This window comes from Marinomonas sp. ABL3_031 (assembly GCF_056161265.1).
The window spans coordinates 267,090-293,578 of record NZ_JBSWYU010000001.1 but is presented as its reverse complement, the minus strand read 5'-3'; the positions used below and the strand labels follow the sequence as shown (position 1 = coordinate 293,578).

The 26,489-nt window shown below is 44.1% G+C and carries 25 protein-coding genes; 16 read left to right on the top strand and 9 right to left on the bottom strand.

Annotated features, from left to right (window positions below; all coding sequences use genetic code 11):
• Position 1: 1 nt before the first annotated feature.
• On the bottom strand, positions 2-1,546 hold the full coding sequence (gene amaB / locus ACXAH2_RS01480) for an L-piperidine-6-carboxylate dehydrogenase (protein WP_475076074.1): 1,545 nt from the start codon (positions 1,544-1,546) through the stop codon (positions 2-4).
• A 180-nt stretch (positions 1,547-1,726) separates the two neighbouring features.
• Between amaB and ACXAH2_RS01475 the strand changes: the two genes are divergently transcribed.
• From ACXAH2_RS01475 to ACXAH2_RS01440, 8 genes are all read left to right on the top strand, one after another.
• Positions 1,727-2,596 (top strand): LysR family transcriptional regulator, encoded by an 870-nt coding sequence (locus ACXAH2_RS01475; RefSeq protein WP_475076073.1) that lies wholly within the window; start codon positions 1,727-1,729, stop codon positions 2,594-2,596.
• Positions 2,597-2,787: 191 nt separating this feature from the next.
• Positions 2,788-3,609, top strand: a complete 822-nt coding sequence (locus ACXAH2_RS01470) for a 2-oxoadipate dioxygenase/decarboxylase family protein (RefSeq protein WP_475076071.1) — start codon at positions 2,788-2,790, stop codon at positions 3,607-3,609.
• Positions 3,610-3,727: 118 nt separating this feature from the next.
• The gene (locus ACXAH2_RS01465; RefSeq protein WP_475076069.1) at positions 3,728-4,147 is read left to right on the top strand and encodes a rhodanese-like domain-containing protein; all 420 of its coding nucleotides are present in this window, start codon (positions 3,728-3,730) and stop codon (positions 4,145-4,147) included.
• A gap of 8 nt (positions 4,148-4,155) precedes the next feature.
• Positions 4,156-4,410: a glutaredoxin 3 gene (gene grxC / locus ACXAH2_RS01460; RefSeq protein WP_353667223.1), complete on the top strand. Its 255-nt coding sequence runs from the start codon at positions 4,156-4,158 to the stop codon at positions 4,408-4,410.
• A gap of 68 nt (positions 4,411-4,478) precedes the next feature.
• Positions 4,479-4,943, top strand: a complete 465-nt coding sequence (secB, locus tag ACXAH2_RS01455; protein ID WP_475076067.1) for a protein-export chaperone SecB — start codon at positions 4,479-4,481, stop codon at positions 4,941-4,943.
• Between the two features lie 233 nt (positions 4,944-5,176).
• The gene (locus ACXAH2_RS01450; RefSeq protein WP_475076065.1) at positions 5,177-6,856 is read left to right on the top strand and encodes a COG3014 family protein; all 1,680 of its coding nucleotides are present in this window, start codon (positions 5,177-5,179) and stop codon (positions 6,854-6,856) included.
• Between the two features lie 71 nt (positions 6,857-6,927).
• Positions 6,928-7,554 (top strand): penicillin-binding protein activator LpoB, encoded by a 627-nt coding sequence (locus tag ACXAH2_RS01445; RefSeq protein WP_475076063.1) that lies wholly within the window; start codon positions 6,928-6,930, stop codon positions 7,552-7,554.
• Entirely contained in the window at positions 7,554-8,573 is a 1,020-nt protein-coding gene (locus tag ACXAH2_RS01440) for an LPP20 family lipoprotein (RefSeq protein ID WP_475076062.1), read from the top strand. Before ACXAH2_RS01445 ends, ACXAH2_RS01440 begins: the two co-directional genes overlap by 1 nt.
• A 53-nt stretch (positions 8,574-8,626) precedes the next feature.
• Here ACXAH2_RS01440 and pobA read toward each other — a convergent pair whose 3' ends face one another.
• Positions 8,627-9,823: a 4-hydroxybenzoate 3-monooxygenase gene (pobA, locus tag ACXAH2_RS01435; protein WP_475076061.1), complete on the bottom strand. Its 1,197-nt coding sequence runs from the start codon at positions 9,821-9,823 to the stop codon at positions 8,627-8,629.
• A gap of 527 nt (positions 9,824-10,350) precedes the next feature.
• On the opposite strand from pobA, the gene ACXAH2_RS01430 reads away from it, so the two are divergent.
• The 3 genes from ACXAH2_RS01430 to ACXAH2_RS01420 all read left to right on the top strand — a co-directional run bounded on the left by ACXAH2_RS01430 (position 10,351) and on the right by ACXAH2_RS01420 (position 14,466).
• Entirely contained in the window at positions 10,351-11,244 is an 894-nt protein-coding gene (locus ACXAH2_RS01430; RefSeq protein WP_475076059.1) for a helix-turn-helix domain-containing protein, read from the top strand.
• 561 nt (positions 11,245-11,805) lie between these two features.
• Positions 11,806-13,569: an EAL domain-containing protein gene (locus ACXAH2_RS01425; RefSeq protein ID WP_475076057.1), complete on the top strand. Its 1,764-nt coding sequence runs from the start codon at positions 11,806-11,808 to the stop codon at positions 13,567-13,569.
• A gap of 96 nt (positions 13,570-13,665) precedes the next feature.
• Positions 13,666-14,466 (top strand): UDP-2,3-diacylglucosamine diphosphatase, encoded by an 801-nt coding sequence (locus ACXAH2_RS01420; protein WP_475076056.1) that lies wholly within the window; start codon positions 13,666-13,668, stop codon positions 14,464-14,466.
• 37 nt (positions 14,467-14,503) lie between these two features.
• On the opposite strand, the gene ACXAH2_RS01415 is transcribed toward ACXAH2_RS01420, so the two are convergent.
• Both ACXAH2_RS01415 and ACXAH2_RS01410 read right to left on the bottom strand, forming a co-directional pair.
• On the bottom strand, positions 14,504-15,166 hold the full coding sequence (locus ACXAH2_RS01415; protein WP_475076055.1) for a 3'-5' exonuclease: 663 nt from the start codon (positions 15,164-15,166) through the stop codon (positions 14,504-14,506).
• A complete protein-coding gene (locus ACXAH2_RS01410) occupies positions 15,167-17,032 on the bottom strand; it encodes a DUF294 nucleotidyltransferase-like domain-containing protein (protein WP_475076053.1) in 1,866 nt (621 codons plus the stop codon). It abuts the gene before it with no gap.
• Positions 17,033-17,218: 186 nt separating this feature from the next.
• Between ACXAH2_RS01410 and ACXAH2_RS01405 the strand changes: the two genes are divergently transcribed.
• The 4 genes from ACXAH2_RS01405 to fecE all read left to right on the top strand — a co-directional run bounded on the left by ACXAH2_RS01405 (position 17,219) and on the right by fecE (position 20,844).
• Entirely contained in the window at positions 17,219-18,106 is an 888-nt protein-coding gene (locus ACXAH2_RS01405) for a Fe(3+) dicitrate ABC transporter substrate-binding protein (RefSeq protein WP_475076050.1), read from the top strand.
• A gap of 63 nt (positions 18,107-18,169) precedes the next feature.
• Positions 18,170-19,117: an iron chelate uptake ABC transporter family permease subunit gene (locus tag ACXAH2_RS01400; protein ID WP_475076048.1), complete on the top strand. Its 948-nt coding sequence runs from the start codon at positions 18,170-18,172 to the stop codon at positions 19,115-19,117.
• A complete protein-coding gene (gene fecD / locus ACXAH2_RS01395; protein ID WP_475076046.1) occupies positions 19,114-20,073 on the top strand; it encodes a Fe(3+) dicitrate ABC transporter permease subunit FecD in 960 nt (319 codons plus the stop codon). The genes ACXAH2_RS01400 and fecD overlap by 4 nt, the downstream gene beginning before the upstream one ends.
• 3 nt (positions 20,074-20,076) lie before the next feature.
• Positions 20,077-20,844, top strand: a complete 768-nt coding sequence (fecE, locus tag ACXAH2_RS01390) for a Fe(3+) dicitrate ABC transporter ATP-binding protein FecE (protein WP_475076044.1) — start codon at positions 20,077-20,079, stop codon at positions 20,842-20,844.
• Positions 20,845-20,876: 32 nt separating this feature from the next.
• On the opposite strand, the gene ACXAH2_RS01385 is transcribed toward fecE, so the two are convergent.
• The gene (locus ACXAH2_RS01385) at positions 20,877-21,452 is read right to left on the bottom strand and encodes a cysteine hydrolase family protein (protein WP_475076042.1); all 576 of its coding nucleotides are present in this window, start codon (positions 21,450-21,452) and stop codon (positions 20,877-20,879) included.
• A complete protein-coding gene (locus tag ACXAH2_RS01380; RefSeq protein WP_475076040.1) occupies positions 21,449-21,859 on the bottom strand; it encodes a hypothetical protein in 411 nt (136 codons plus the stop codon). The genes ACXAH2_RS01385 and ACXAH2_RS01380 overlap by 4 nt, the downstream gene beginning before the upstream one ends.
• 107 nt (positions 21,860-21,966) lie before the next feature.
• Here ACXAH2_RS01380 and ACXAH2_RS01375 point away from each other — a divergent pair, with 107 nt between their 5' ends.
• The gene (locus ACXAH2_RS01375) at positions 21,967-22,557 is read left to right on the top strand and encodes a LysE family translocator (protein WP_475076038.1); all 591 of its coding nucleotides are present in this window, start codon (positions 21,967-21,969) and stop codon (positions 22,555-22,557) included.
• Here the strand turns inward: ACXAH2_RS01375 and ACXAH2_RS01370 are convergent.
• The 3 genes from ACXAH2_RS01370 to ACXAH2_RS01360 all read right to left on the bottom strand — a co-directional run bounded on the left by ACXAH2_RS01370 (position 22,525) and on the right by ACXAH2_RS01360 (position 26,480).
• Positions 22,525-23,382, bottom strand: a complete 858-nt coding sequence (locus tag ACXAH2_RS01370; RefSeq protein ID WP_475076036.1) for an AraC family transcriptional regulator — start codon at positions 23,380-23,382, stop codon at positions 22,525-22,527. The two genes, ACXAH2_RS01375 and ACXAH2_RS01370, sit on opposite strands and share 33 nt — an antisense overlap.
• A gap of 31 nt (positions 23,383-23,413) precedes the next feature.
• Positions 23,414-24,262, bottom strand: a complete 849-nt coding sequence (gene dapF, locus ACXAH2_RS01365; RefSeq protein WP_475076034.1) for a diaminopimelate epimerase — start codon at positions 24,260-24,262, stop codon at positions 23,414-23,416.
• A 64-nt stretch (positions 24,263-24,326) separates the two neighbouring features.
• Positions 24,327-26,480, bottom strand: coding sequence for a di-heme-cytochrome C peroxidase (locus tag ACXAH2_RS01360; protein ID WP_475076032.1), 2,154 nt, complete (start codon positions 26,478-26,480; stop codon positions 24,327-24,329).
• Between the last annotated feature and the right edge of the window lie 9 nt (positions 26,481-26,489).

The window sequence follows — 26,489 nt, the reverse complement described above, 5'->3', positions numbered from 1 at the left end:
CTTACTCAAACACAATGCCCTGAGCCAATGGCAAATCACCACCATAGTTGACCGTATTAGTGGTACGACGCATGTAATTACGCCACGCATCCGACCCAGACTCTCGACCACCGCCGGTGTCTTTTTCACCGCCAAATGCCCCACCTATTTCAGCGCCAGAGGTACCAATATTAACGTTAGCAATGCCACAGTCAGAACCAGCAGGAGACATGAAGAATTCGGCTTCACGCATGCTTTCAGTGAATACAGCCGAAGACAGACCTTGTGTTACTTCGTTTTGAATATCAATGGCCTCGGCAAAGTCTGAGTAGGTCAACACATATAAGATAGGTGCAAAGGTTTCCTCATGCACAATGGGCGCATCGTGCGCAATTCGCACTATGGCTGGTTGCACATAAAAGCCCCCTTCCGGAACCCCTTGCGTCACACGTTGACCGCCGCACACTAGCTCACCGCCTTGGGCTTTGGCCGCTTCAATTGCAGACTGCATACGGTTATAACTGTTTTCATCAATCAGTGGACCGACCAAAGTACCCTCTGTCAAAGGGTTGCCAATGGGCAAAAAGGAGTAAGACTTGGCCAAGCGAGATACCAACCCTTCGACAACAGATTCATGACAAATCAGACGACGCAAAGTAGTACAACGCTGACCCGCCGTACCCGCTGCAGAAAAGACAATGGCTCGCAAAGCCAACTCCAAGTCCGCCGTATCTGACACTATCATGGCGTTATTACCACCTAGCTCCAATAAAGAACGACCTAAGCGAGCGGCCACGGTTTGCGCCACAGCACGCCCCATAGCCGTAGAACCGGTTGCCGATACCAAAGGAAAAGTCTCGCTGGCAGCAATGGCTTCGCCCAAATCGCGCCCACCTACCATCACGGATACAGACGCTTTTGGAATATCCGGCATATCCGCCAACACATTCTGTGCAATTTGGTACATAGCAAGAGCACATAAGGGCGCTTTTTCAGAAGGTTTTAAAAGGATCGGATCACCACAAATTAGTCCCAACATAGCGTTCCATGACCAAACCGCCATAGGGAAGTTAAAGGCGGTGATGACAGCCACAGGACCAAGGGGTTGCCATTGCTCCATCATGCGGTGACCTGGACGCTCAGAAACAATGGACAAACCATGTAACATGCGCGATTGCCCTACGGCAAAATCACATACATCGATCCATTCCTGCACTTCGCCAAGGGCTTCTGGCATGATTTTACCGGCTTCCAGTGAGATAACTTGCGCCAACTCCTGCTTATACTTACGCGCCTCTTCACCAATACGACGTACCAATTCACCACGACGAGGTGCCGGGATGACGCGCAAGGCTTTAAAAGCCGCTTGTAATTCTTGATTGACGTTTGGCAATTGTTGCGCAGTGGCATTGGCAAAGTTTGATAGGGTTTTACCATCGATTGGACTTTGCACTGAAAATTTTGTCCCTTCCCCCAAACTCTGTTGAGTCCCTGTGAGTACACTAAAATACGTATCGCCAGAGACGAGAGAAGTAACACCCAAAGTTTCTAAGCAAGACAGTGACATGATGAACTCCTAACTATTGAATTGGTCAGCAAAGATTGAAAGAAAAATAGATGTCATCACCTTAGCGCAGTGACGCCATAGATGAGAAATATGCTTTTACTGGTAAGGGTCTAGTTTTTTCTTATAGCAAGCATAGGTAGCTATAGGTATATTGAAGAGATTAGATCAGCAGAGGCTAGCATGGACATTCGATCACTACGTTATTTCATTGCCGTATACGAAGAAGGCAGCCTCAGTGCTGCAGCCAAGCGTTGCTTTGTAGCACAGCCCTCTATTTCCAATACCCTAATGCAATTAGAAGAGGATGTGGGCACCAAACTTTTTGTGCGACATTCTAAAGGCGTTTCCGCCACCGATAGCGGCAGTCAACTTTACCCACATGCTTGTAAAATGGTCAGTGACATGAGCGCTATGAAACAGTTATTCAGTCAGTCGCCGACGCCTCTGTCTTTGTCCATTTCTCTGGCGCCTTTTCTCTCTGGAGCACTCATCAGTCAAGTCATCAAAACCATGTTGGATGAGGTAGCAGGCTTAACACTCAAGTTAGTCGATGAATCCGAAAGCGCCGACTTACGCTTTACTTGCCAGAGATACACGACAGAAGAAGACGTGTTTTACCCTTTATGGGAAGACGATTATGTGATCGCCATGCCTTTAGATCATTGGTTGGCGGACTTTCCTTCCGTGTCCCTCAAACAAATTGATAAGCAAGCTTTTATCTCCAGAACACCTTGTGACATTCTGGAATCCTGGAACTACTTGATGCAAAAACAAGAGCTCACCACAGATGTTCGTGCGCAAGTGAAAACCGAAGAATACGCATTGGACTTGGTCGCTGCGGGTTTAGGCATCTCGCTGATTCCTGAACATTCTTCAAGAGGGCGCGCCGATGTATGTCTGCGCCCTTTAAATGACGTAAAACTAAAACGCGTGGTTGGTTTGGCCCACCCTAAAAATCGCAGTTTTCCTGCCCACTTAATAAACACCATATTGACCGCAAGACAACACTTGTTTACTCCCCAAAGAACTAAAAGAGACACTATAAGCTAAACAACGAGAAAGCGGCTAATAGAGCTGCAAACTTGTTCAAGCATGTCAGTCTAATAAGTATTTTTTACGCAGACTTTCATAAGACATTTTTGCATTAGGAAATGCTTTTTTTACTTTTGTGATTGATTTGGCTCCTATAGTAAAGTGACCTAATCCACATTTATTAGCCTCACCTTATTTGGAGTTTTTTCATGGCGTATCAGGATTTTTTCAACGCTTTGTGGCAGCAATACATCAAAGTCACGCCACAAGCCTTGAGCATTCAAAACTTATTTCTCAATATGGGTGAGAAAGTGGTGAATGATCATGTGGCGTTTCGAACCTTCAATAATTCCCCTATCTGCTTAGACAAACTAGAGCCTCAACTGCTCTCTCTTGGCTACCAAGCATACGGATCTTTTCGTTTTGAGAGCAAACACCTAATAGCGCGCTGTTATCGCCACACAGACGATCAAAACGCACCAAAAATCTTTCTTTCCGAATTGCTGGTCGAAGAATTACCTTCCTCTTGTCAGGAAATATTGCACAAGTACATCGCTCAAATTCCCGCTGACGCAGTACAAGATCCAAGCATTTTTTACACAGGTCTGCTGTGGTCAACACCAAGTCATACTGATTATCAGGCCCTTGCCAAACACAGCGAATACGCAGCTTGGTTAACCAGCATGGGGTTACAAGCCAATCACTTTACGGTTAGCATCAACCACTTAACTAAACTGAATAGCATAGAGTCAGTGAACCAATTACTATTGGAACAAGGCTACTCCTTAAATGAAGTTGGCGGTTTGGTAAAAGGCTCGGCGGAACTCTTTTTAGAGCAATCTTCCACCATGGCAGATAAGATTCAATATCATTTTTCCGATGACAAAGAAGCTAGCATACCAAGCTGTTTCTACGAATTTGCACGTCGTCACACCATGCCAAACGGCACCCTATTCGACAGTTTTATTGAAGGCAACGCCGATAAAATCTTCGACTCCACCAACGCTGAGAAACGTGACAATTACTTGTAGTCGCAGTATTAGATATTAGATGCTGTAACGGAATTTTTGGCCTACCATTCAGTCTGAGTATGTACCGATTCATCTTGCCGTGTATAATGCTCCCAGTTTAAAAATGGGCCTTGCAATTATGATGAATCAATTTATTGAATTTTCGATCAACCACTGGGAAATGGTCGCTGTCTTCTTCGCTATCCTAATCACCTTAATTTTCGTAGAACGAAAAGGTGGCGCTCAGGGTGTTACGCCTTCTGCAGCAACGAATTTGATGAACACACAAGATGCGGTTGTGGTCGATATTCGTACCGAAAAAGAATTCAATGCTGGCCACATTACTGGCGCATTAAATATTCCAGCCACCAAAATGAAAGAAAGTTTACATCGTCTTGAGAAATACAAAGATGCCCCCATCATTTTGGTTTGTAAGTCTGGCATTACCGCCGGTCCAAGTGCTAAAGATCTTAAAAAAGAAGGCTTTAGCAAGGTATACAAGATGCAAGGCGGCATTGCCGAATGGCAATCGTCAAACCTCCCATTAGTGAAAGGTTAATGTGAATTATGGCCACGGTAACTATCTATTCAAGCGACTACTGCCCATTTTGTGTTAGAGCAAAACAACTGTTAAGCGCCAAAAATGTGGCATTTAATGAAATTCGCGTTGATGGTCAGCGAGAACTTCGTCAGGAAATGATGGAAAAAAGTGGCCGTCATACCGTTCCACAAATCTGGATTGGCGAACAACATATTGGCGGATGCGATGACCTTTATGCACTAGAGCGTGAACAAAAATTAGACACATTATTGACGCAATAAAGCATTCTTCATATCACCTAATAAACCATAGCAAATAACACATTAAATGATTCAAACAAGGAACTAGCATGTCTGATACCGCTGCAACTCAAGAAGCTCCAACACCACAATTGTCTCTTCAACGTGTATTTTTGAAAGACATTTCTTTCGAGTCACCACGCGCACCTATGATTTTCCAAGAAGAATGGAAACCAGAAGTTGGTCTTGAGCTTAATACCAAAAGCCGTCAGGTTGGCGAGAACGTTTACGAAGTCGTACTAGAAATCACGGTTACTGTAAAAAATGGCGGTGAAACAGGTTATCTAGTACAGGTTCAACAAGGTGGTTTGTTCGTTATTTCTGGCTTGGACGATCAGCAATTGCATCATGCACTAGGCGCTTTTTGTCCTGCAACTCTGTTCCCATATGCGCGAGAAAACATTGACGCGATTGTGGTAAAAGGCAGCTTCCCAGCCATCATGCTTGCACCAATCAACTTTGATGCTTTATATGTTGAAAGTCTGCAAAAACAAAAGACTGAAACCGAACAGTAATATTGGATACAAATTTGTATAAAAAAAGGAGGCCTTAAGCCTCCTTTTTTTATAGCATAGGAAAAGCGCATACCAACAAGGTGTGATGTAATCTCAAATGGATGCTGTGATGAGTAAAAAGAAAAAACCTTGTCCTAATTGTCTCAAAGCCCGCTGGCTACTTTTGTATCTCTGTTGCTTCGCCTTATTTGGCCTACTGATAGTGAATCAATTTCTAGCAAAGGGATACTAGAGTGAGCAAGCTATACTACTGGCTATTAATTGGCCTATACGCCATTCTCTTATCTGGCTGTGCCACCTACCGCGAAGACATAGACGAAGGTTTAAAACTGGCCAAACAAGGAGAATGGCAAGCCGCTGAAACACCCCTTAGTAATGCTCTAGATAACAGTCAAGACAAACTCTTGTATTACTTAGAAATAGGTACTTTGGCGCAAAATCAGGGTGACTACCAACGCAGCAACCAGCTCCTAGAGCAGGCCGAAAGGCTCAGTGATACGTTTCTAAAAGAAAGTTTGGCGAACCGCTCTTGGGCTTTATTAAGCAACCCAAGACAAAGTGATTACCGTGGTAACGGTATCGAAAGAGTCTACATCAGTTATTTAAAATCTCTCAATTATCTGGCCTTGTCAGAAAGTGCTACATCTCGCCAAGCCAGACAACAATTATTAGACTCTGCTCTCGTTGAAGTACGCCGAATTGATATAAAACTCAACGAAATTTCAGCACAAACACCTAGCTATCAAACTTTAGATGCTAAAAAAGATAGTGCTTTTTATGAGCAAGCCATTCGCTGGCTAAGCGGCTTTTACACAGGTCGTTTAGACCGTGATAACTTCCTTTATCGTGATGACGCCTGGGCGCGCTACATGGCGGGGCTACAATACGAAATCAGTGGCGAATACGATGATGCCCGCATCAGTTACCAGAAATCAGCAGAACTTTATGAAGCGGGCTACGCCAAACAATACGAACTCAGCCCGATGACGGCTGAACGAGCTTGGCTAGACGCCATTCGTATGATGCAAAAAGGCGGTTACAGCCGCGCCGAAATCGATGCCGCCATTGAACAACATCTTCCTGCGGCCATGCAAAAAATATTGCAAACCTATCAAGACAAAGACGCTGAATTGGTTATTTTGGAACATCAGGGCTTTATGCCCGATAAAAGTGAGCTTTCTTTATTACTCTATGCTGAACCTTGGTCAACCAGCTTGGTACTTGAACCACTTCATGGGGGTGGCCGCATGGAAGATAACGATGCATTTCGTTGGTTTACTATGGTGTATGCTGACATTAATCCACTTAATATGATTGCCAATTATAAAGTCGGCGGAGCTTGGGGCGCATTTTCTGGTGTGTTTACCAAACGGGTTATCTTAGGATCAGGTATTTGGGGACAACTCAAACAAGCGAATATCGATAAAATGCTGGCCTCACAATCCATCCGTGTTACTGTGCCCTACTATCGTCGCTTCACTTTAGATTCTCACTCTACCAAACTCATTTTTCCCCAGCACTCTACCTTGCAAACCGTCAACAGTTTGCGCATGACGTCATTAGCCGACATTGCTTTTCAAGAACAACTCGCCAACGCACAAAGAGACATATACGAAAGCATGATACGTGAGGTCATTCGCACCTGGTTGGCTTATCGAGTCACATCAGAAATTCAAGACGACAGTACCGCGTTATTGTTTAATTTGATCGGACAAGTCACTGTTATGGCGTCTTCTGCTGCGGATACTCGCAATTGGTTAACCTTGCCTGCGCAAGTAAGATTAACTCGCCAAGCCCTGAGCGCCGGGGAATATAGTCCTGAGTATGAAACCAATGGCCAAAGCTTTACATTGGGTAAAATACAACTTAAGAATAATGAAATTAAAGTATGGAACTTACGTAATCCATACTAAATTGATTACACTAACCCAGAACATATAGCGTCGGTGACGCACTTTTCACAAGGTGACATAAGGAAAAGACGATGAAAAACCAACTGACAACCACAGTACATTGGCAAGCTTTTTCATGGCATAAACTACTGACCCTAATGTTGGCATTGATACTGACAGCCTGCAGCGGCAGCGTTAAACGTCTCGGAGACAATGAAGAAGTGGCTTTGTCTGATCGTTGGAACGACACAGACTCTCGCTTAGTGGCCGAAGAAATGATGACAGATATGCTAACGTTTCCTTGGTTCCGAGACTTCAATTTCACACAAAAAGGTAATCCTACCGTCATCATTCAAACGATTCGTAATAAATCTTCTGAACACATTCCGGTGGATACCTTCATCAATGATATTAAGCGTAGTCTATTGCGTGCCGGAAAAGTGGACTTCGTTGTGTCAGGGGCAGAGCGTGAAGACATTCGCAGCGAACGCGAAGACCAAGAATTGAATGCGGCACCAGGCACTGCAGCACAATTTGGTTTAGAACAAGGTGCCGGATTTGCTTTATCAGGTACCATTAATTCTATTGTCGACTCAAATGGAGATCAGCGCGTCAGCTTCTACCAAGTGGACCTAAAGTTGATTGACATGACCACCAATCGCGAAGTTTGGAACGGTCAAAAGAAAATAAAAAAGTTAGCTGATAAAGGCTTCTTCTAATGGCAACATTGCGTACTATTAAGTGGTTATTATGGGCAACTATTGCCGCCAGCCTGAGTGGGTGTTTTGGCAGTTTTAGTCAAACAAATAAAGCCACCAATGTGCTGCCAGATTGGGTAAGCTCTCCACCTAAAAGTTCAACCCATATATACGGAGTTGGCAGTGCGCCTAAAATAGACAATCTAGCCTTGGCTTTTGCTCAAGCCGAGCAAAACGGCAATGGACAAATTGCTCAACAACTGAAGACCCAAGTCAGTCAAGTCAGTACGCAAAATACGCAAGTCACCTCGAACAATGGCAACCAGCAAGTTGCCAAAATTCAAACGGCATACACTCAAATCGCTACCGCCCCTATTGAGCTGGAACAAGCGATTAACGAACAACGTTTCGCTGGTGAACAATATGTATACGCTTTACAGTCAATTGATAGAGCGCGCATTGTCAGTCGCTTAAAACAAGCCATTGCAGAACAAGACAGCGTAATAATAAAACTGGCCGCAGGACTGACCACAGGTTCAGGCCAAACGGCGGCGACTCAAGATTGGCCCATCTATATGCGCTTGATTCCCGCTTTTGCGCAACGTCAGTCCTACGTGGAAGAATTACAGCTCTACTCGACCGAACGCCATCTTGCGGGCCGTGCCAGAGATCAGGTTGAACAAATTGAAATACAGTTAAGTCAGGCGTTACAAGAGTATGGTATGGATGCGTCCCAAACCAATCAGGCCAATGCTTTGGCCAGTGCCTTATCCGAGTATGGTTTTACCGCCAAGTCCCCAGCAGTGTTTCGTCTTAGTAGCCAAACCTCTCAACACAGTGAAACTCAGTCTGGGCGATCCTATGTGTTCGAGGAAGGCACTCTCGCCTTATATGGTCCAAACAATTCACCTTTGGCATCTTGGACAGTCAGTGCCCGTGGCATTGCTAAAGACCAGCAAAGAGCCACAGAGTTGGCCACCAGCAACTGGGCAAAACAAGCCATCAACGCCATGTTTACTTGGCTAACACGTATCGAATAAAAAACGACCTCAGAATAGTCTCCATAGAGAGACTCTGAGGTCGTTTTTTCAGATTACTGCAAATCTTCGTAAGGTAGACCTACATATTGCATGGCTATTACACGACGCCCTGCTTCGTTATCGGTATAGAAATTCAACTCCGAACTCATAAAACGATCATGAGTCTCATTGTCTTCTCCGGCCTCATCACCAAAGTCGTGCAACATATTGGTCATCCACCAAGAGAAACGCTCACCGTTCCAGACTCGGCGTAAACAAATATCCGAATACTGATTAATGCACTCTTTATCACCATCTTTGTACACACGTGTCATAATTTTATACAAGGTGGCCACGTCAGATGCAGCTAAGTTCAAACCTTTCGCTCCTGTAGGAGGAACAATATGCGCGGCGTCTCCGACTAAGAAAAGATTGCCATATTGCATAGGTTCGCAAACAAACGAACGCAATGGCGCAATGCTCTTTTCAATGCTTGGCCCGGTAACCAATTTCTCAGCCACATCATCAGGCAAACGACGTTTTAATTCAGCCCAGAAATCATCATCACTCCAGTTTTCGACTTTATCCGTCAAAGGCACTTGGATGTAATAGCGTGAACGTGTGGCAGAGCGCATACTGGTCATGGCAAAACCGCGGTCGGTTTTACAATAAATTAATTCTTCGTTCACCGGTGGTGTATCAGACAAAATACCCAGCCAACCAAAAGGAAAAACTCGCTCAAATTCTTTACGCGACGATTGCGGAATGGTTTGACGAGATACGCCGTGGAAGCCATCACAACCAGCAATATAGTCACAGTCCAAACGATGTTGCTGACCATTTTGCTCAAAAGTAACGTATGGAGACGCAGATTTTACATCATGCAATTCTACATTACTGGATTCATAATAAGTGGTTAACCCCGCTGCAGCACGAGCATCCATAAGATCGCGGGTCACTTCTGTTTGACCATATACCATAACTGTGCTGCCGCCAGTGAGTTCTTCCAACTCAATTTGCACTCGCTTATTATTAAAAGCCAATTCCACACCAGTGTGCACCTGACCTTCACGGTCCATGCGCTCACCCACACCGGCTTCACGCAGCAAGTCCGTCATACCCTGTTCTAATACGCCAGCACGAATGCGGCCAAGAATGTATTCACCCGATGCACGTTCGATAATGACGTTATCAATGCCTTGCTTAGATAACAATTGACCAAGTAACAAACCCGATGGGCCCGCTCCAATAATCGCAACTTGTGTTTTCATATTCTCTCACCTTACTTTATTTTTTTTGTCAGTTGATTGAAGGAAAGTATGAGTACGTCTTCTGAACGTCAGTCTTATCAGAGAAATGTCCTATCAAGACAAGAGTGAGCAGGACGTTAATACCTTAAAGCACTCTTAATACGGAAAGGCCGTATCTCTGACAGACCCGAAGGGCAAGGGCCAAGCTTTCTTTATTCTTTGTTAAGTTTGTTGCCAATATGTTCAATATTGGTCTGCGAAACTTACCTCAAATAAGAGAAAGTTATCCTCACGCTAAAGTCAGTGGACTTATTCACACCTTCATCAGATGTGACCAATAGGTCATGTCTTACTATGCGTCCATCATAGGAGTCGTGAGCTTACTTGTTTAGGTGAAAAATGATCAAAAAATTGTACTTTTTGATCATTTATGGATAAAGTTAAAAATCATCATTCTTACTAGAGGACCTTATTTTTCTTGCCATTACGAGGGTTTTAGAGATTTTAGTCCAATAAAAACAACAATTAAAAATGTAAAAAATCATCTTATGAAAGCAGATCAAATACCGCATTTTGGCCTTTATGGTGAATCCAGCTGGATCAATGACCCAGAGTTTTTTCATATTGAGGACATTGAAGATCGAAGCAGCAATTTAGGTTGGAAAATCAGTCCACATCGTCATGCTCAGCTATTTCAAATTCTCATATTGAAATCTGGTCAAGCAAAAGTGCAACTGGATGAGCAACAGCAAAATCTACTAGGCGCTTGGGCCATCATAGTCCCCGCCGGTGTGGTTCACAGTTTTCATTTCGCACCCGATACGGATGGACGTGTTATTAGCATTGCCGAGCCTTTGCTAGAGGATGCTTATCAAGAAAAAGCCGCCAAATTTATCAAGCCACTCCTCAGCCAAGCCAGCCAAATTAATTTCAATGGTCACCGTAATCATTTCTCTGAGCTCTGGCCATTACTGCAACAATTAGAAAGTGAGTCATCCTACATTCGTGAGGACAGAGGCTTAATGAGCGAGTATTTAATCAAGGCCGTATTGTTAATATTACATCGCCAGCAACAGTTAAACGGTGTGGCCGATAACAATGACATCACTGAAAGCAGTCGCCTTCAATTGCTCAAAGAACTGATCGAAAAGCACTATCGAGAACATTGGACGACACAAGATTACGCGGCGGCGCTCAGTTCTTCAACCAGTCGTTTGAACCGTCTCAGTAAAGCGGCCTTTCACAAAAGTGTGCTGGAATTGGTTCACGATAGACTGCTTATTGAGGCCAAACGCAGTTTGATCTACACAGCACGTTCGGTGGATGAAATCAGTTACGATCTTGGCTTCAAAGATCCAGGCTATTTTTCACGGTTTTTTAAGCGTTCAACAGGCATACCACCGGGGAAATTTCGCCTGTTGAGTAATCAAAGTTCGCTTTGATGAATTTTTCTAACCTATCTGCTGAAATTTGATCGTTTGCCGAATAATTGAACAGATTTTATTATTCATACTATCAAACGAATTCAATTTTTTAGGAGATAGATGATGAAAAACGATTATCATTACGACCATTTTGGCAACTTAGACACAGATTTCTACGTCGAAAAAGCATATGAATTACGTCGTGCTTATTATGCTCTCGCTATTAAGAGTACCAAAGCACGTATAAAAGCTTTTTTTACAAGCCTAATTCACAACCATTCCGTGAAGTCTGCCTCTCAGCACTAATACTTTGTAACAGTAAATAGTCATTTATTTAGCAAGGATGAGCCTGAGGTTTCCGATGATCGAAAGGCTAAAATAAAAAACCGATCCGGTAACAGGCAGTTTTCCCAACTTTTGCTTACCTTTCCCTTGATCAATCCTTAAATTAAATTTCTCCATTATTATCCTCTAAATAAGGATAAAACCTCTGTTTATCGTCAATTGAACGTCATTAAAGCGTCACAAATATGACATAAAATCTTGCTCATTTTCTTAACTAAGATGTAATTAGAGATTATGATTCAGCTTGATGACACCACGCTATTCCATAAGATACTCAACAAAGGTTTGGTCACACCTTACTTTCAGCCTATCTATGATTTAAACAGTGGTGAAATTTACGGGCATGAAGCTTTATCTCGGGGACCAAAAAACTCCAGCCTATTTTCTCCAGATGCGCTTTTTACCTTGGCGCAAAACGAAGAACTTCTTCACAAGCTGGAGTTACTATGCCGTGAAAAGGCAATTTCAAAATTTGCCAAACTTGATTTATCAGGGCACTTATTTCTCAATGTTAGTGCTTCTCTACTAGGCTCACCCGAACATCAATCAGGCATGACATTAGCCATTTTGAAAGAGCTCGGACTTGATCAACAAGATATTGTCATAGAACTTTCGGAACAACATCCATACGACCACAATGGTTTGCCCAGAAGCAGTGTTGAACATTACCGTAAAATGGGCTTTCAAGTAGCCATCGATGATTTGGGGGTTGGCTATTCAGGATTACGACTTTGGTCAGAACTGCAACCTGACATTGTCAAAGTGGATAAACATTTCATTCAAGGTATCGATAAAGACGAAATAAAACGGGAGTTTGTGCGCTCTATCTTAACCATAGCACGACGACTTAATTGCATTCTTATTGCAGAGGGTATTGAAACACAACAAGAACTTGATCAGGTGATTGAAATAGGCCTTGATTATGGACAAGGCTACTTTTTAGGCCGCCCAACCGAAACACCGGCCTTTAGTACCCATCCTTATTTAGTTAAGCAAGCACAACGCCGCTCTCAGTTTCAAATAGACCACGCCGAGACGGTACAAACCTTATGTCGCCCAACACCCAGTTTAGGGGCAAGTTGCTTATTGGACGAAGCTTCTTTGACCTTTAAAAAGCACACAGATTTGGTTGCCTTACCCATATTAGATGAACAAGACACTCCTATTGGCATTATTCGTCGACATCAGTTGCATGAACTCTTCTCTACCCCCTATGGTCGAGCTTTATACGAGCACAAACCGGTCACAAACCTATTGTCTGAAGACGTTTTGATGGTGGAAAGTAATGTCAGTTTATCGCGTGTTTCCAATATGATGACCAATCAAGAAGCTGACACACTGAACAATGAAATCATTGTCACCCGTGAAGGCAAATACATAGGAACGGGGCATCTAAGAGATCTTCTAAAACGTATTACTGAGCTCAAAATTCAAAACGCCACTTACTCCAATCCACTGACTATGCTACCAGGTAATGTTCCCATTCATCGTGAAGTCAGCCGACGTTTAGAATCAGGTGAAGAATTTCATGTTGCCTATTTTGATTTAAACGACTTCAAACCCTTTAATGACTTTTTCGGTTATTCCAAAGGCGACGCGGTAATACAATTGGTCGGTTCTTTAATCAAAGATTTGATCGGTCATAACAATTTTATTGGTCACATTGGTGGTGATGATTTTGTGGTCATTTTTGGCGATGAAAACTGGCAACAACAATGCCAAAACATACTCGATGAATTTGCTCTTAAAGTACGCGATTTTTACCCTACTGATACCCTATCAGAAGGCGGCGTCTGGACCAAAAACCGCCATGGTGAGCATCACTTCCATCCTATCTTAAGTCTGGCCATTGGCGTTGTTCATCCTTACCAGTGCCGTAATCATCATCAAGTGGCTGAACTGGCTGCACAAGCCAAAAAACACGCCAAAGAAACCGGTGGCAATCATATCTACTTTCAACCAAACCCTCAGGAAGAACGCCAAGAAATGATCGGCTAATTGTGATCTAACTGTCATAAAGTCCTCACAAGTCTGTCACATTGCCTCTCTAATCTGGTATGGAATGAAAGGGCTATTTCCATTTGAGGAGGCGCTATGCAAAGCCGATATCGATCCGTATTCATTTCCGATGTGCATCTAGGCACCAAAGCTTGTCAGGCCAAGCATTTGCTCGACTTTTTACAGCATATTGAAACGGAGCATTTGTATCTGGTGGGAGATATCATTGACTTGCAAGCCATGCGAAATAAAGCTTATTTTATTGACACACACCATGCAGTCGTAGAACAAATTTTAGCCATGGCGAAGTCCGGCACTAAGGTAACTTACATTCCAGGTAACCACGACGCCTTTTTTCGTCAATTTGCTGGACAAACCTTATCCGGTGTAAAAATTGAACTGCATGCGCGACATCAAACCTCTGATGGCCGCCACTTTTACGTCAGCCATGGTGACGAGTTTGATCAGATGGTAAAAATTAGTCCTTTGATGCTGGCAATTGGTGATAAAGCACACAGCTTAATGCTGTCGCTCAATCAATGGATTAATGGTGCAAGACGCTTTTTAGGCTTACCTTATTGGTCACTGGCAGGCTATGTAAAAAGTCATATTGGTAAAGCCAAAGACTTTATTGCGCGCTTTGAGACCGCGGCACTCAAATCCGCCAAAAGTCACAAGCTAGATGGCTATATTTGCGGCCATATTCATTTCGCTTCTTTTCAACTCAAAGATCAAACACTCTATTGTAACGATGGCGACTGGGTAGAACACTGCACCGCTCTCACGGAATCCGCGAGCGGCGAGTTGAGTTTATTGCATTGGTCAGAAAATCCAAAAGTATTGGCCACAGAACCTAAGCCAGAAGAATGGGAACTAGAACCAAGCTATTCTCGATAAACTGGTTCAACAAAAAAAACAAGAAACACGGTTGGTATCAGCGTGGGGCCAACCGACTTTTGCCGCCTGCCATGACACTCAAATCGTATAGCCGACACCCCTTCCCTTGATAAGCAATTTGCGCCAATAACAGCTCCGCTGTAGCAAGCGCATCGGTAAGTGCATCATGACCTTGATAATCAGGAAGATGATACCGTTCTCGGCACTGATTTAACCGAAAACCACCTTCTTGAATCGGTTGTTGGGCGCGCTCAGCCTTGGCTTTTTCTAACATCAAGGTATCCAACCAAGTGAGCCCAAAATTGGGTAATAAATGCTGTTTCCAAGCGGCTTTCAAAAAACCAATTTCCAAGGGCGCATGATGCATAACCAGAATCCGCCCTCGTAAAAAGTGTCGCAAAAAGCGTAGCGCGCTTTCTTGTTTTTTTCCGTATTGCTGAATGTCTGAATCCGTAATCATATGAATTCCTACATTTTCTCCAACTTGTGCCTCTTCTAGAATAATATGGCGTGCACTGTCCAAATCTATTGCTCCTTGTTTTATGCACACCCAACCAATACTCACAATATGATCTTGCTTAGGGTTTAGGCCAGAAGTTTCGATATCCAAAACCAAATATTCCCAATCAAACCAAGTTCGACGAATGGAGTGTCGTTGTTGTCGCCAATATTTGAGACTTTCTAGTATGCGACACCACATTTAACTGTAGCCTCGCATAAAGCGTTGCTGAGCCACTTCTTGCACATCGCTAATGATGCCAAAGGTGGTTTTTAAATGCTTTCTTTCTAATGAGCTAAGCTTTTTCGGATCTAAGTAAGCGCTGGCGGTGCCCGAAGCTTGCCAATGATGACTTTGCGCTTCCAAACGCAGACCGTTTAAGTGGTCCCAAGCATCCATCAAATTACGGGCGGTATCCACACTGATCAAGTGTTCACGAATGGCTTGCTCCAAACGTTCTACTGTACCTTCTCGGTATTCCTTGCAAGACAAACCATATAGACGCGCCAGATCATTAATCAATGCCAACCCCTGATGCTTCAAGTCCAGTTGATGTTTGTGTTCACCGGACGACTCCAACAAAAAAGAGCGAAAAAAACCCAAAGGCGGTTTATTCGCAATGGCAGTACGTGTCAGAGTTGCCAAAAACATGCTGTTTTTCGCCACCTCTTTTTGCATATTTTCAATCAAGATTTGCACCGACTGATCATCGCCATACACACAACGCAAATCAAAGAATATACTGGCATTCAATAACGCACTAGGAGCCGCACTTTTAATCCACTTTTCAAACACTTGTTGCCAATCGTGACGCGTTTTACGCCACTGCACATTACTCGCCATAATATTGCCAGGACATAAGCGAATACCACACTGCGCTAGGCCTTGGCAGACAAAATCTGCCAGATGCGCAAAGTATTCCGCCTCCTCAGCATTGGGTTCTCTCGCCAACATCAAGCCATTATCCTGATCACTGCCAAGAGACTGATCTCGTCGCGCTTGCGATCCAAATACTAAGAACTGAAACGCCATAGGCGCTTCTCCTAACTCAACTAAGGCTAACTCAATCAAGCGTTTGGTCAAATTATCACTGACGGTCGCTAGCACCTTGCCAATATCAGCAGGCTTCATGTCTGTCACAATCAAGTTAATGATCAAAGTCGGCCATTGCTGACAAATCCTGACCAGACTTTCCACCGAGGTTTGGCGATGAATCTGATTAATGAATAACAGTGGACTTAACTCTTGATGACGCAACAAATCGGCTGCAGTTAACATGCCAATTACCTTGTTGTCCGTCTCCACAATGGGCAAATGATGTATATTACTTTCACTCATCAAGGTTTGTGCTTGCATAACCAGTGCTGACGGGGCCAAAGTGATAGGAGTGGTCGTCATCACCTCCGCAACAAGACTCTGAGCTGCCCCCCCTAAGGCTAAAATACGTGAACGCAAATCGCGATCAGTGACGATACCAATGAGTTTATCGTGTTCTACCACCAAAATAGAACTGACTCGAGCTTCAGTCATACGCATGGCAATGATTTGTACTGTCTCACTGGCTTGGGCGGTGATCAATTGACGCGTCATAATATGTTCAACCGAGGTGGACAATTGCAACGCCGGTGAAGCCAACTCTTTGTCCTGACTACGAGATAATTTACGTCTTCTGTGATGTTGGGTATGTTCAAAGAAAAGCCCAAAGGCTTCATTTCGAGAGAGCATGTCTTTAAAACTAGCTTTATCGAAACGATACACTAGGCTATCTTCCATCGCGACGACCTGCAAACCATCTGGATTTTGTGCCATAACACTGGACACACCAAAGCACTCACCGTCAGCGATTTGATCAACTAAGCCGCCTTTTGGCGTACGAATTTCACAGGCTCCTCGACGAATCAAATGCACGGTGGCACTGTCTCCATCAAGTAACATAGTTTGCCCTTGACGAACGTACACCATGGCCACTCCCACCAATATTTGCTTCCGTTCAGCTGCAGATAAATTGGCAAAAGGTGGTGTCACATCAATGAATTTATGCACTTCAGGGATATCAATAGCAGCCATAATCTTTGTCTTCTTATTATGTGACTTAATTGCTTAATTTTATTGTGCGCCTTTCCTTAGCAGAGGGACACTCTGTTTAGACCAATGTCTAAGCCAAACACCCAACTAAACAAACACGCCTATCACTTTAAATATTATTGAGAAGTGTTATTATTATCATGATTTTCCATCCTCCAAGGCCTTACAATGAAATGCTTCTTTTCCTTTGTATTCACCCTATTGTTTTGCTGTGTTTCTTTTGCGACTCATGCTGTTACCGTTGAAGACAGCAAAGGTGAATTCAGTTTAGATTATCAGCCGAAACGCATTGTGGTGTTGGAATTTTCCTTTGCAGATGCCTTAGCGGCAGTGAATGTTAGCCCAGTTGGTATCGCCGATGATAAAGACAAAGATAGAGTGCTGGCTGATGTGCGCGCTGTTATCGGCGATTGGACTTCGGTAGGCACACGTTCACAACCCAGTATGGAAGTGATTTCCTCGTTAAAGCCTGATCTCATCATAGCCGACATTAATCGTCATGAAGCCGTTTATGACGATCTGCAAAAGATTGCCCCTACCCTGATTTTGCCATCTCGTCGCGAGACTTACCGTGACAATTTAAAAGCCGCTGGCATCATTGGTAAAGTCATTGGTAAAGACAAAGAAATGCAAGCCCGTCTGCAAAAACACAAACAAATCATGGCGCAATTTTCCGCTCAATTACCAAAAAATATCGAAGTTCAATTCGGCGTTGCCCGCGATGATGCGCTTTTCCTTCACACCAAAGACTCGTATGCTGGCGGCGTCATTCGTGCACTGGGATTGTCTAATGCAGAGACAGGACGCGATGATTCTGCCTATCGTCAAACTGGCTTAGAACAACTGGTTGCCATTAATCCAGAATATTTGGTGATAGGGAACTATGTAACACCTAGCATCATAGACAAATGGCGAAGTGAACCTTTATTCAAGGTGTTACAAGCCAGCCGCAATCAACACATCTACCAAGTTAACCCAAACACTTGGTCACGTTGTCGCGGCATCATGGCAGCCGAGCGCATGGGTTTGGATTTGATCGACATTCTTACGCCCTAAATGAATAAAGCAGTTACTCATACTCTCCAGTATGCGGGCCAATGCGCTATATTAGGCCTATTCATGTTAGGCACTATTTGGATCAGTTTGTTTAGTTGGTCCATCATTCCCATTTCGCCAAGCGATGCCTTACAAGCTCTATACCATCTGGATCAAGACAGCATTGCACAACACATAGTGCGCGACTTACGTTTACCCAGAGTGTTAGTGGCATTATTAGTGGGCGCTTGCCTTGCCGCGGCGGGCGTCATTATGCAAGGTGTAACCCTTAACCCGCTTGCCTCTCCCTCGGTACTCGGAATCAATGCTGGGGCTGCTTTGGGTATGGCACTGGTATCCACTATCACACCTTGGTTTGGCTTATTCGGTACCACGGTAGCCGCTATGATTGGCGGTGGCGTCGCCTGGAGTTTAGTCATGCTACTGGGAAATGCTTGGCGCACTGGTAATGATGCAGGGCGATTAGTCTTAGCGGGTGTGGCTATTTCCGCCCTTTGTGCAGCGCTGACCAAAGCATTAGTCATCATAGAGGAAGACCAAGCCGCAGCGGTACTGACTTGGCTTGCCGGCAGCTTGACCGATGCCAGATGGCAAACTTTCGATACACTTTGGCCCATAGCCTGTTGCGCTCTATTTGGCGCAATGGCCCTTTCGCCAAGTTTAAATCTATTACAGTTGGGCGACGACAATGCTCGTAATCTGGGGGTCTCTCTAGCCATTGTCAAACTGTCTGGTAGTTTCCTAGTCTTGTTGCTCGTTGGTGCGTCACTCAGTGCGGTGGGCACAATTAGTTTTGTTGGATTGTTGGTACCGCACATGGCTAAGCTGTTATGCGGCCAAGATCATCGCCGCTTTTTGCCTATCGCCATGCTGCTAGGGGCGTGTTTAGTCGCGTTATCAGACGTATTAAGCCGAACTATTATTTTTCCTATGGAAACACCCGCTGGCGCGATTCTGGCCTTAATCGGTGCACCCTTCTTTATCTATTTGGTAAGGAAGAAAACCCTATGAGACTGACCATCACCTTTAGCCTGCTGATTTTCATCACCTTGCTGTTAATGACCGCCAGCTTAGTCCTAGGTGCGGTTACCGTGCCAATAGAAAACATTATCCCGGCTTTTGATCCTGGCAGTAACGATTATTTTACGATTCATGAATACCGCTTACCGCGCATTATGTTAGCTCTTCTGGTCGGCGCGCTGATGGCCCTTGCTGGTGCACTGGTTCAAGGTGTCATTCGTAACCCTTTGGCGTCACCGGATATTCTTGGGGTAAACCATGGCGCTGGCTTAGCGGCGGTGATTTATATGACCTTCTTTCCAGCAGCCAGCATCAGCTGGCTTCCCTTTGTGGCCTTATTTGGCAGCTTTGGTGCGGCTCTGATTCTATGGTTGCTATGCGGTCAGCGCACCAGCACCATTAAATTAGCCATTACTGGCGTGGCTTTGGCCGCGTTTTATGCCAGTTGTATCGATTTCCTTATGTTGGTCAAACCACTTGAAATCAACAATGCGCTCTTATGGCTAACGGGCAGTCTATGGGGACGAGGCTGGACTCAATTAGCCATATTATTGCCTTGGCTTGTTTTATTGCTTCCTATGCTGTGGCTTGCCAAGCCTTTGAATCTTATACAATTGGGTGATGAACAGGCCACCAGTCTAGGCACTCAAACTCAGCTTATACGATTAGCCACGTTAACATTAGCGGTTTCACTCACAGCAGCTTGTGTGGCCATTTGTGGCCCAATTGGATTTTTGGGCTTGGTAGCCCCGCATTTGACGCGTAAATTGATCGGCGGACGACACCAAATACTCTTGCCAGCCACTATGTTAATTGGTGCTATCTTACTCCTTACAGCCGATTTAGTGGCTCGTACCATAGACCCTCCGATTGAACTGCCTGCGGGTATCATGACCGCAATCATCGGTGCTCCCTATTTCTTATGGCTTTTACTCAGGACTCGATAAGCTATGACCTTATGCGCACACCAATTATCTGTTGGCTATCATCAACAAGCCATTGTGAAATCCGTTGATCTGAACTTACCCGAAGGCAAAATCACGGCTCTATTAGGGCCCAATGGTTGTGGCAAATCGACCTTATTAAAAGCCTTTGCGCGCTTGCTACCTATCATGCAAGGACAAGTAACTTGGCAGGGCAAAGCCATTCATCAAATTCCCTCTAAACAGCTTGCCCAACAATTGGCCTTGTTACCACAAACTCAACCTATTCCTGAAGGCATTTTGGTGAAAGATTTAGTCGCTTATGGCCGCAGCCCATACAGTGGTTTTTGGGGGCGAATTGGCCATGATGATAAAGCCATCATCGCACGTGTGATGCAAGAAACTGGGATCAGTGAGTTAGCCGAGCAATTGGTCAGTGAACTGTCTGGTGGTCAGCGCCAACGTGTTTGGCTCGCCATGACCCTCGCTCAAGACACTCCATATCTATTACTTGATGAACCAACCACTTATATGGACCTCAATCACCAAGTAGAACTCATGCACTTACTGCGACAACTAAATCAACAAGGAAAAACCATAGTGACGGTGCTACATGATATCAATCAAGCCGCTCGCTACTGTGATCATTTGATTGTAATGAAGCAAGGGCAAGTGGTTACACAAGGCATACCAGAGCAAGTGCTAACAAAGGAGCTGCTGAAATCGGTGTTCTCACTTAAAGCACAAATCCATCAAGACCCGATTGCGAAAACCCCCATGTGTGTTGTGGAGTAGTGGGCTAGCAATTATCAAACAACTAACAAGGATCAACCACCTAACTCTGCTTTGTCTTTTGGCAATAAAGTGAAAGCATCATCTTGGCCAATCACAGTGGCGTACTCACCATGCAGGTTTGCTAATGACATGGCATGTACTTCATCAGCACTGCGTAACACACCATAAAAATCTTCTTTATTAAATGTAAAACAGGCCTTGTCCACCACATATACCCTTAAGCCCAAATTGCCCGCTGAGCGCACACAGGATTCCACCGAATTGTTGGTACTTACGCCGACTATCACCAAAGAGTCTATACGCTGCTCTGCCAACCAGTCGATCAGATCAGAATGAACAAAAGCATCTGGCACACTTTTCTCAACCACTTTTTCATCGTTACGAGGTTCGAAAGCTTCTTGAAATAAAACACCTTCTTGCTCCGGCCAAAACAAAGAATCCGGCTCTGTTGATAGGTGACGAACATGAATAACAGGCGCTTGGTAAGCACGCCAATGCGCCAAAAGTTCAGCAATATTATGTTCTGCCTGTGGGTTATTGCGCTCTCCTGCTTGAGGCCAAGACATGCCTCGCTGCATATCGATAATCATCAGAGCGATGTGATTCATGATTTCACCTCTTTTCCTAACAAGGCTTGTTGCTTGGTGAGCGCACGCAACTTCCACGCCATCAAGCTAAGACTCACCACCAATAAAAACATCACATTCATTAGAATCTCTTGCTGTTCTTGTTGAGCAGCAAGCTTTTGTTGAAGATGGCTCACCTCTTCTGTTGACGCTTTTGCCAGTTGCAAGATAGCCACACTACGTTCTAGTTCAAACACATCTTGCTTGAACTCTGTTAATTTCTTTTGTTCACTTGTTGCTACCTGTTGCTCTGCAAGAGTGGCTTTTGCCATTAAGCTTCCTGACAAAGCCACCAGCGAGATTACTACTATCCGTTTCAACATAACTGGGTTCCAGAGGTCTTCCGCTCCGTTGTCTAGAGCACAAATTGCACAATGTACTTTGAGCATACCTTGCTCAATGAAAATTGAAAACTAAGAGGTGAATTTTGTGCAATACGTCATCCACAGTAATATCAATAATGGCGATTCCATTGGTTTGATAACGGAATGTCCTCATGACGCTCTCTTTACTTGTCTCCATGTCGCTGTTTGCCTTAGTGGCGTCCCTTTCTCCGGGCCCTGTGAACCTAGTATCGCTCAGTTGCAGCGCACGTTTTGGTGCAAAAGCGGGAATTAACTACATAACTGGCGCGACACTGGGTTTTATCTTGCTGTTTCTGCTCATCGGCTTAGCACTACAACAAACTCTCTCATTATTACCGCATTTAACCTTACTATTAAGAGGGTTAGGAACCACCTTTTTGCTCTATTTAAGCTGGCAATTATGCCGCGACAATGGTGAACTAAAAGTAACAGACGATGAGTCGACGCCGAATTTCATCATGGGTGCAGTGATTCAATGGCTCAACCCGAAAGCTTGGCTGGCCTCGGTTTCTGGTATCGCTGTTTACATACCTAATGGGGAGTTTGAGCAGTTGCTCATTTTCGCAGGACTGTATTTACCAATTTGCTGGCTGTCTTTAGGGGTGTGGGTGGTTATTGGAATGTTACTTGGTCAGTATTTTCAAAGCCCGTCCAAGATGCGTTTGCTTAATCGTACACTGAGCGGTTTATTAGCTGCCAGTAGTCTGGCTATATGGTTTTAATACACGACGGTATTGATCAGGCGTGGCTGCCACTCTTTGCTTAAAGCTACGCTGGAAATGCGCCTGATCATTAAAACCTACCTCATGGGCCACTTCCACGATACTTCGACCCGCTTTCAATGCCGTTTGCCCTAGCTGAATACGACGATTAATTCGATAAGCATGAGGTGTCATATTAAAATGACGCCTAAAAGCCCGCATTAAATACCCAGTACTGTAGCCAAATTGTGCGCTGATCTGAGCGATTGGCGCATCATCGAAACAGTTACGATTTAGATAATCGGCGACATCATATAGTGGATTTGCTTTCAGTTGCGTTGAGCAACTCGCCGTCTTTATCACCTGTAATTCTGGCCAAATCCTTAATAAGGTTGAACGTGTCATATGACGTTTCTCTGTCACATTAAGCCTATCTGACATGAGCTGCCGACAAAGCTCGACAAAACTTGCAAAATACTCAGGGGTAAACAAGGTATCTGCTTGACTGTCTTGCCACTCAGGGTTGGCAATTAGACCATCAGAAAACAATTGAGCTGCGAGCCAATCTTTATCGATGTGCATCATATAATAGGCCCAAGGTGAATATTGTTTAGGGTTACAAGCGTGTACCACCTGAGGATTCATCACCACCAAATGACCTTGTTCAACAGCATGCAATCGATCAGCACAAACAAATTCGCTCTGACCATTCAAAATAGCTCCGATGGACCAAGTTTCATGGGAATGAGGAGCGTAACTGACAAGACGACCATCCAACACCTGACGCAATTCCACAAAGGGTAACCGCTCATCACGCCAGAACAAGGGATGTGTCATTGGTTTCATATCAAGCCTCCTCGCAAATCACCATATCAGGTTAGTGAAATACTTGAGACAAACACTCTTGCGCTATCTCACCTTGACACACAAAGGTTACAGGCCCACTCATGCTCACTCGATAATCCTCACTGATGTGGATATTGATCTGTCCGCCCGGCATCATGACTTCTATATTGGCATCACATAAACCTAACTTATAGGCCACCGCGGCGGCAGCACAACTGCTACTGCCCGATGCCAAGGTATAACCAGCACCGCGCTCCCAGATTTGAATCGTGATACGACCGCGATCAATCACCTGCAAAAACTGCACATTGGTTCGATTGGGAAAATTCGGATGGTGCTCAAGTAAAGGGCCAAATTCTTTAGCTTGGGTTTCTGTGGCTTCTTCAGTCAATATCACACAATGAGGATTGCCAATGGTCGCACCACTGTAAACAAGCTTACTATCCATGACATTGATCTCTTCTAGTAAGACTTCCCTTGGTTCACCTAAAATAGGAATATCTTGACTATTAAAAGACACCCTCCCCATCTCTACGTCCACACGCGATCCGACATCCTGTACTTGCGCCGAGACCACACCACCTAAGGTTTCTATGGTAAAAGTCTTGTCTTTCACCAAGCCCATGTCCCATAAAGCACGACAAAATATGCGCAGCCCATTGCCACTTTTTTCGGCTTCACTGGCATCAGGGTTATAAATACGCAAACCAAAATCTGCTACCTCGGACTCAAAAGGCCCAACTAGCAAGCCATCTGAAGACACACCATAGTGAGGATGGCAGATATTCTTAATCTTCATTGCCGGAGATTCATCAGGAAATTCCGCTGGAGGAATTAGCAAATAAACATTTCCTAACGCATGATACTTGCGGAATTTCATAAACAACCTCGAAACATTACTCATTCACATAAAAAAATGCTTTTACAGAGCGATTTTGTCCCTGTTAAAGCACTTTCAAATACTCAATCAGGGCATCACACTGAGCGGGAGAAAGTTTCGGACCAATTACCCCCGGTAACTGCTGATTTATTAATTTATTAGAATCATACTTATCGCTAAAATGATGCCCCGTATTACGATTCCCTTCCATATTGGTATCAAGAATAAAAAAGCCATCTGAATCATAGTTCATGCCTTTTTTAATCAGTTTTCTCGCTTCCGCTACATAACCATCAGGCTGAAGAACACCGAGATTATCAGTATCGTAGCGAATATTGCCTAGCTGAATATACTCAAGACGTTTACCCTCAGCTGGACACAATAAATCACGGATAGTAGCGACTGAACCATTATGTAAGAAGGGTGGCGTTGCCCAAACACCATTCAATGGTCTCGCTTTATAGCCCATTCCAGCTTGAATACAATTCGGACGCCCTTCTTTCAGTTCTTCTTGTAACCTAGGATTACTCAAACCATTGTCATTAAACCAAGCATTTATCGTTTGTTCGACTGTCGCAGCTAATGCGAAGCCAAAGCTGACATTTGCCCCATCCGTCACCCAACGCTCAGTCAAAGGCACAAAATCATTAGACTCAAACAAACTGGATTGATCTCCTAACGTTGAATCCATGTACGCAATTTCTGTGGCTGTCGCAACGTTAAAATCCCGCGCGCAAATATTACTATCAATCTGCATACCTGACTCTTGATCAATAATGGAACCGTTTGCGTTACCACTGGTGTTCATGGTGCGATTCAACATAACTTTTGCTTGACTACGGTCGGTTCCAATACGTTCCAATGGTAAAATTTTTAATTTTAAAACGTCTTTGGTTTCTCTTTTTACACCATTGGCATACCAAACAATAGGACCAATATACCCCTTGTCCTTATCCCAAATTTCTTCACTGTCTATGGGCGGCAAATGGCACCCCTGACAGTTCTTTTGATATAAAACACGACCTTTATCCACAAGACTTTGATCTATTTTGGTCATATTCCATTTAGGCGCCTGTAAGCCTTGAAAGCCTTTTTCCTTAGTAGGTTGCGGCCCACCTAAAAAGCGCTCAACCCAGACCAAATTACCAATCGGAATAGAGGAGCTAAAACGATTATCCTTCATCGGAGAAACGACATCTTGAAAAGCTTTTACCCCCAAAGCTTCACCAACATTTCGAATCAATGGCCCCATTACAGACGCATCATACTGCACCCAATCAAACCAAGAAGTTGTCCAAAGGTGTGGATAATTCACTGGCGCATCGATGGCAGTTTTGTTTTCCGGGCGACCAATATTTTCTGAAAAAACCGCATTACCAATACGATTAAGTGCATCCAAACGGGTAAAGCCTTCTGTCACTTGTATTTGATCTCCCCCAGCTAACTGAGATTTGGCAAACGTCACCAAATCATCTGACAAAGCTTCCTTAGTACTTGGGCCATACTCATTCCCTAATACATTACGGGCAAAACGATCAAAACGCCCTCCTAGCAAGGGCACCTTTGCGGAAATAACTAACTGCCCTATTGCAGCAGTTAAATTACTCTGTAATAAGCCAAAATCGGTGGTTGCAGGACCACCCTCTATTATGTATTCACGTGGTCCCGTCACCCCATTGTCATAGACAAAATGGCTGGTATGACAGGCTGCACAAGTAAAACCTACCGTTTCGGTCTGGCCATTTATACCTGTCATATTCTGTGAAAAGGTTCGCGCAAAACCAATTGGCAAGCCATCGGGGTTTAATAGTTGATCTTCTTTACTGCGAATAAAGCCAATACGTAATAAATAATCATTTGATATAAATTTACCTTTAGAGCTAAAAGGCATTAACCACAATGATGAACTTGGCTGTTCAATATTAACAAACCATTCATAAGGTAACGGAATGGTTCTGGTACCCTGACTGATATGGTGATACTTCTTAGTATGTGCGCTAGGGTCATCTAGCTTATTATCCCAATTTTGCTCTAACCAAACTTGTGGGATCCATTTGCCATTTTGCTTAACAATTAATTCCGGCATGGATTGCGGCGTTAACTGCCCAATAATAGCTTGAACCTTGTCACTTCGAATGATGATAATAATTAGAATAAGTAATAATAGAATGGCTATTACTTTCTTTTTGTGCTGACGAAAAAATCTAAAATACAGCATAAGCTTCTC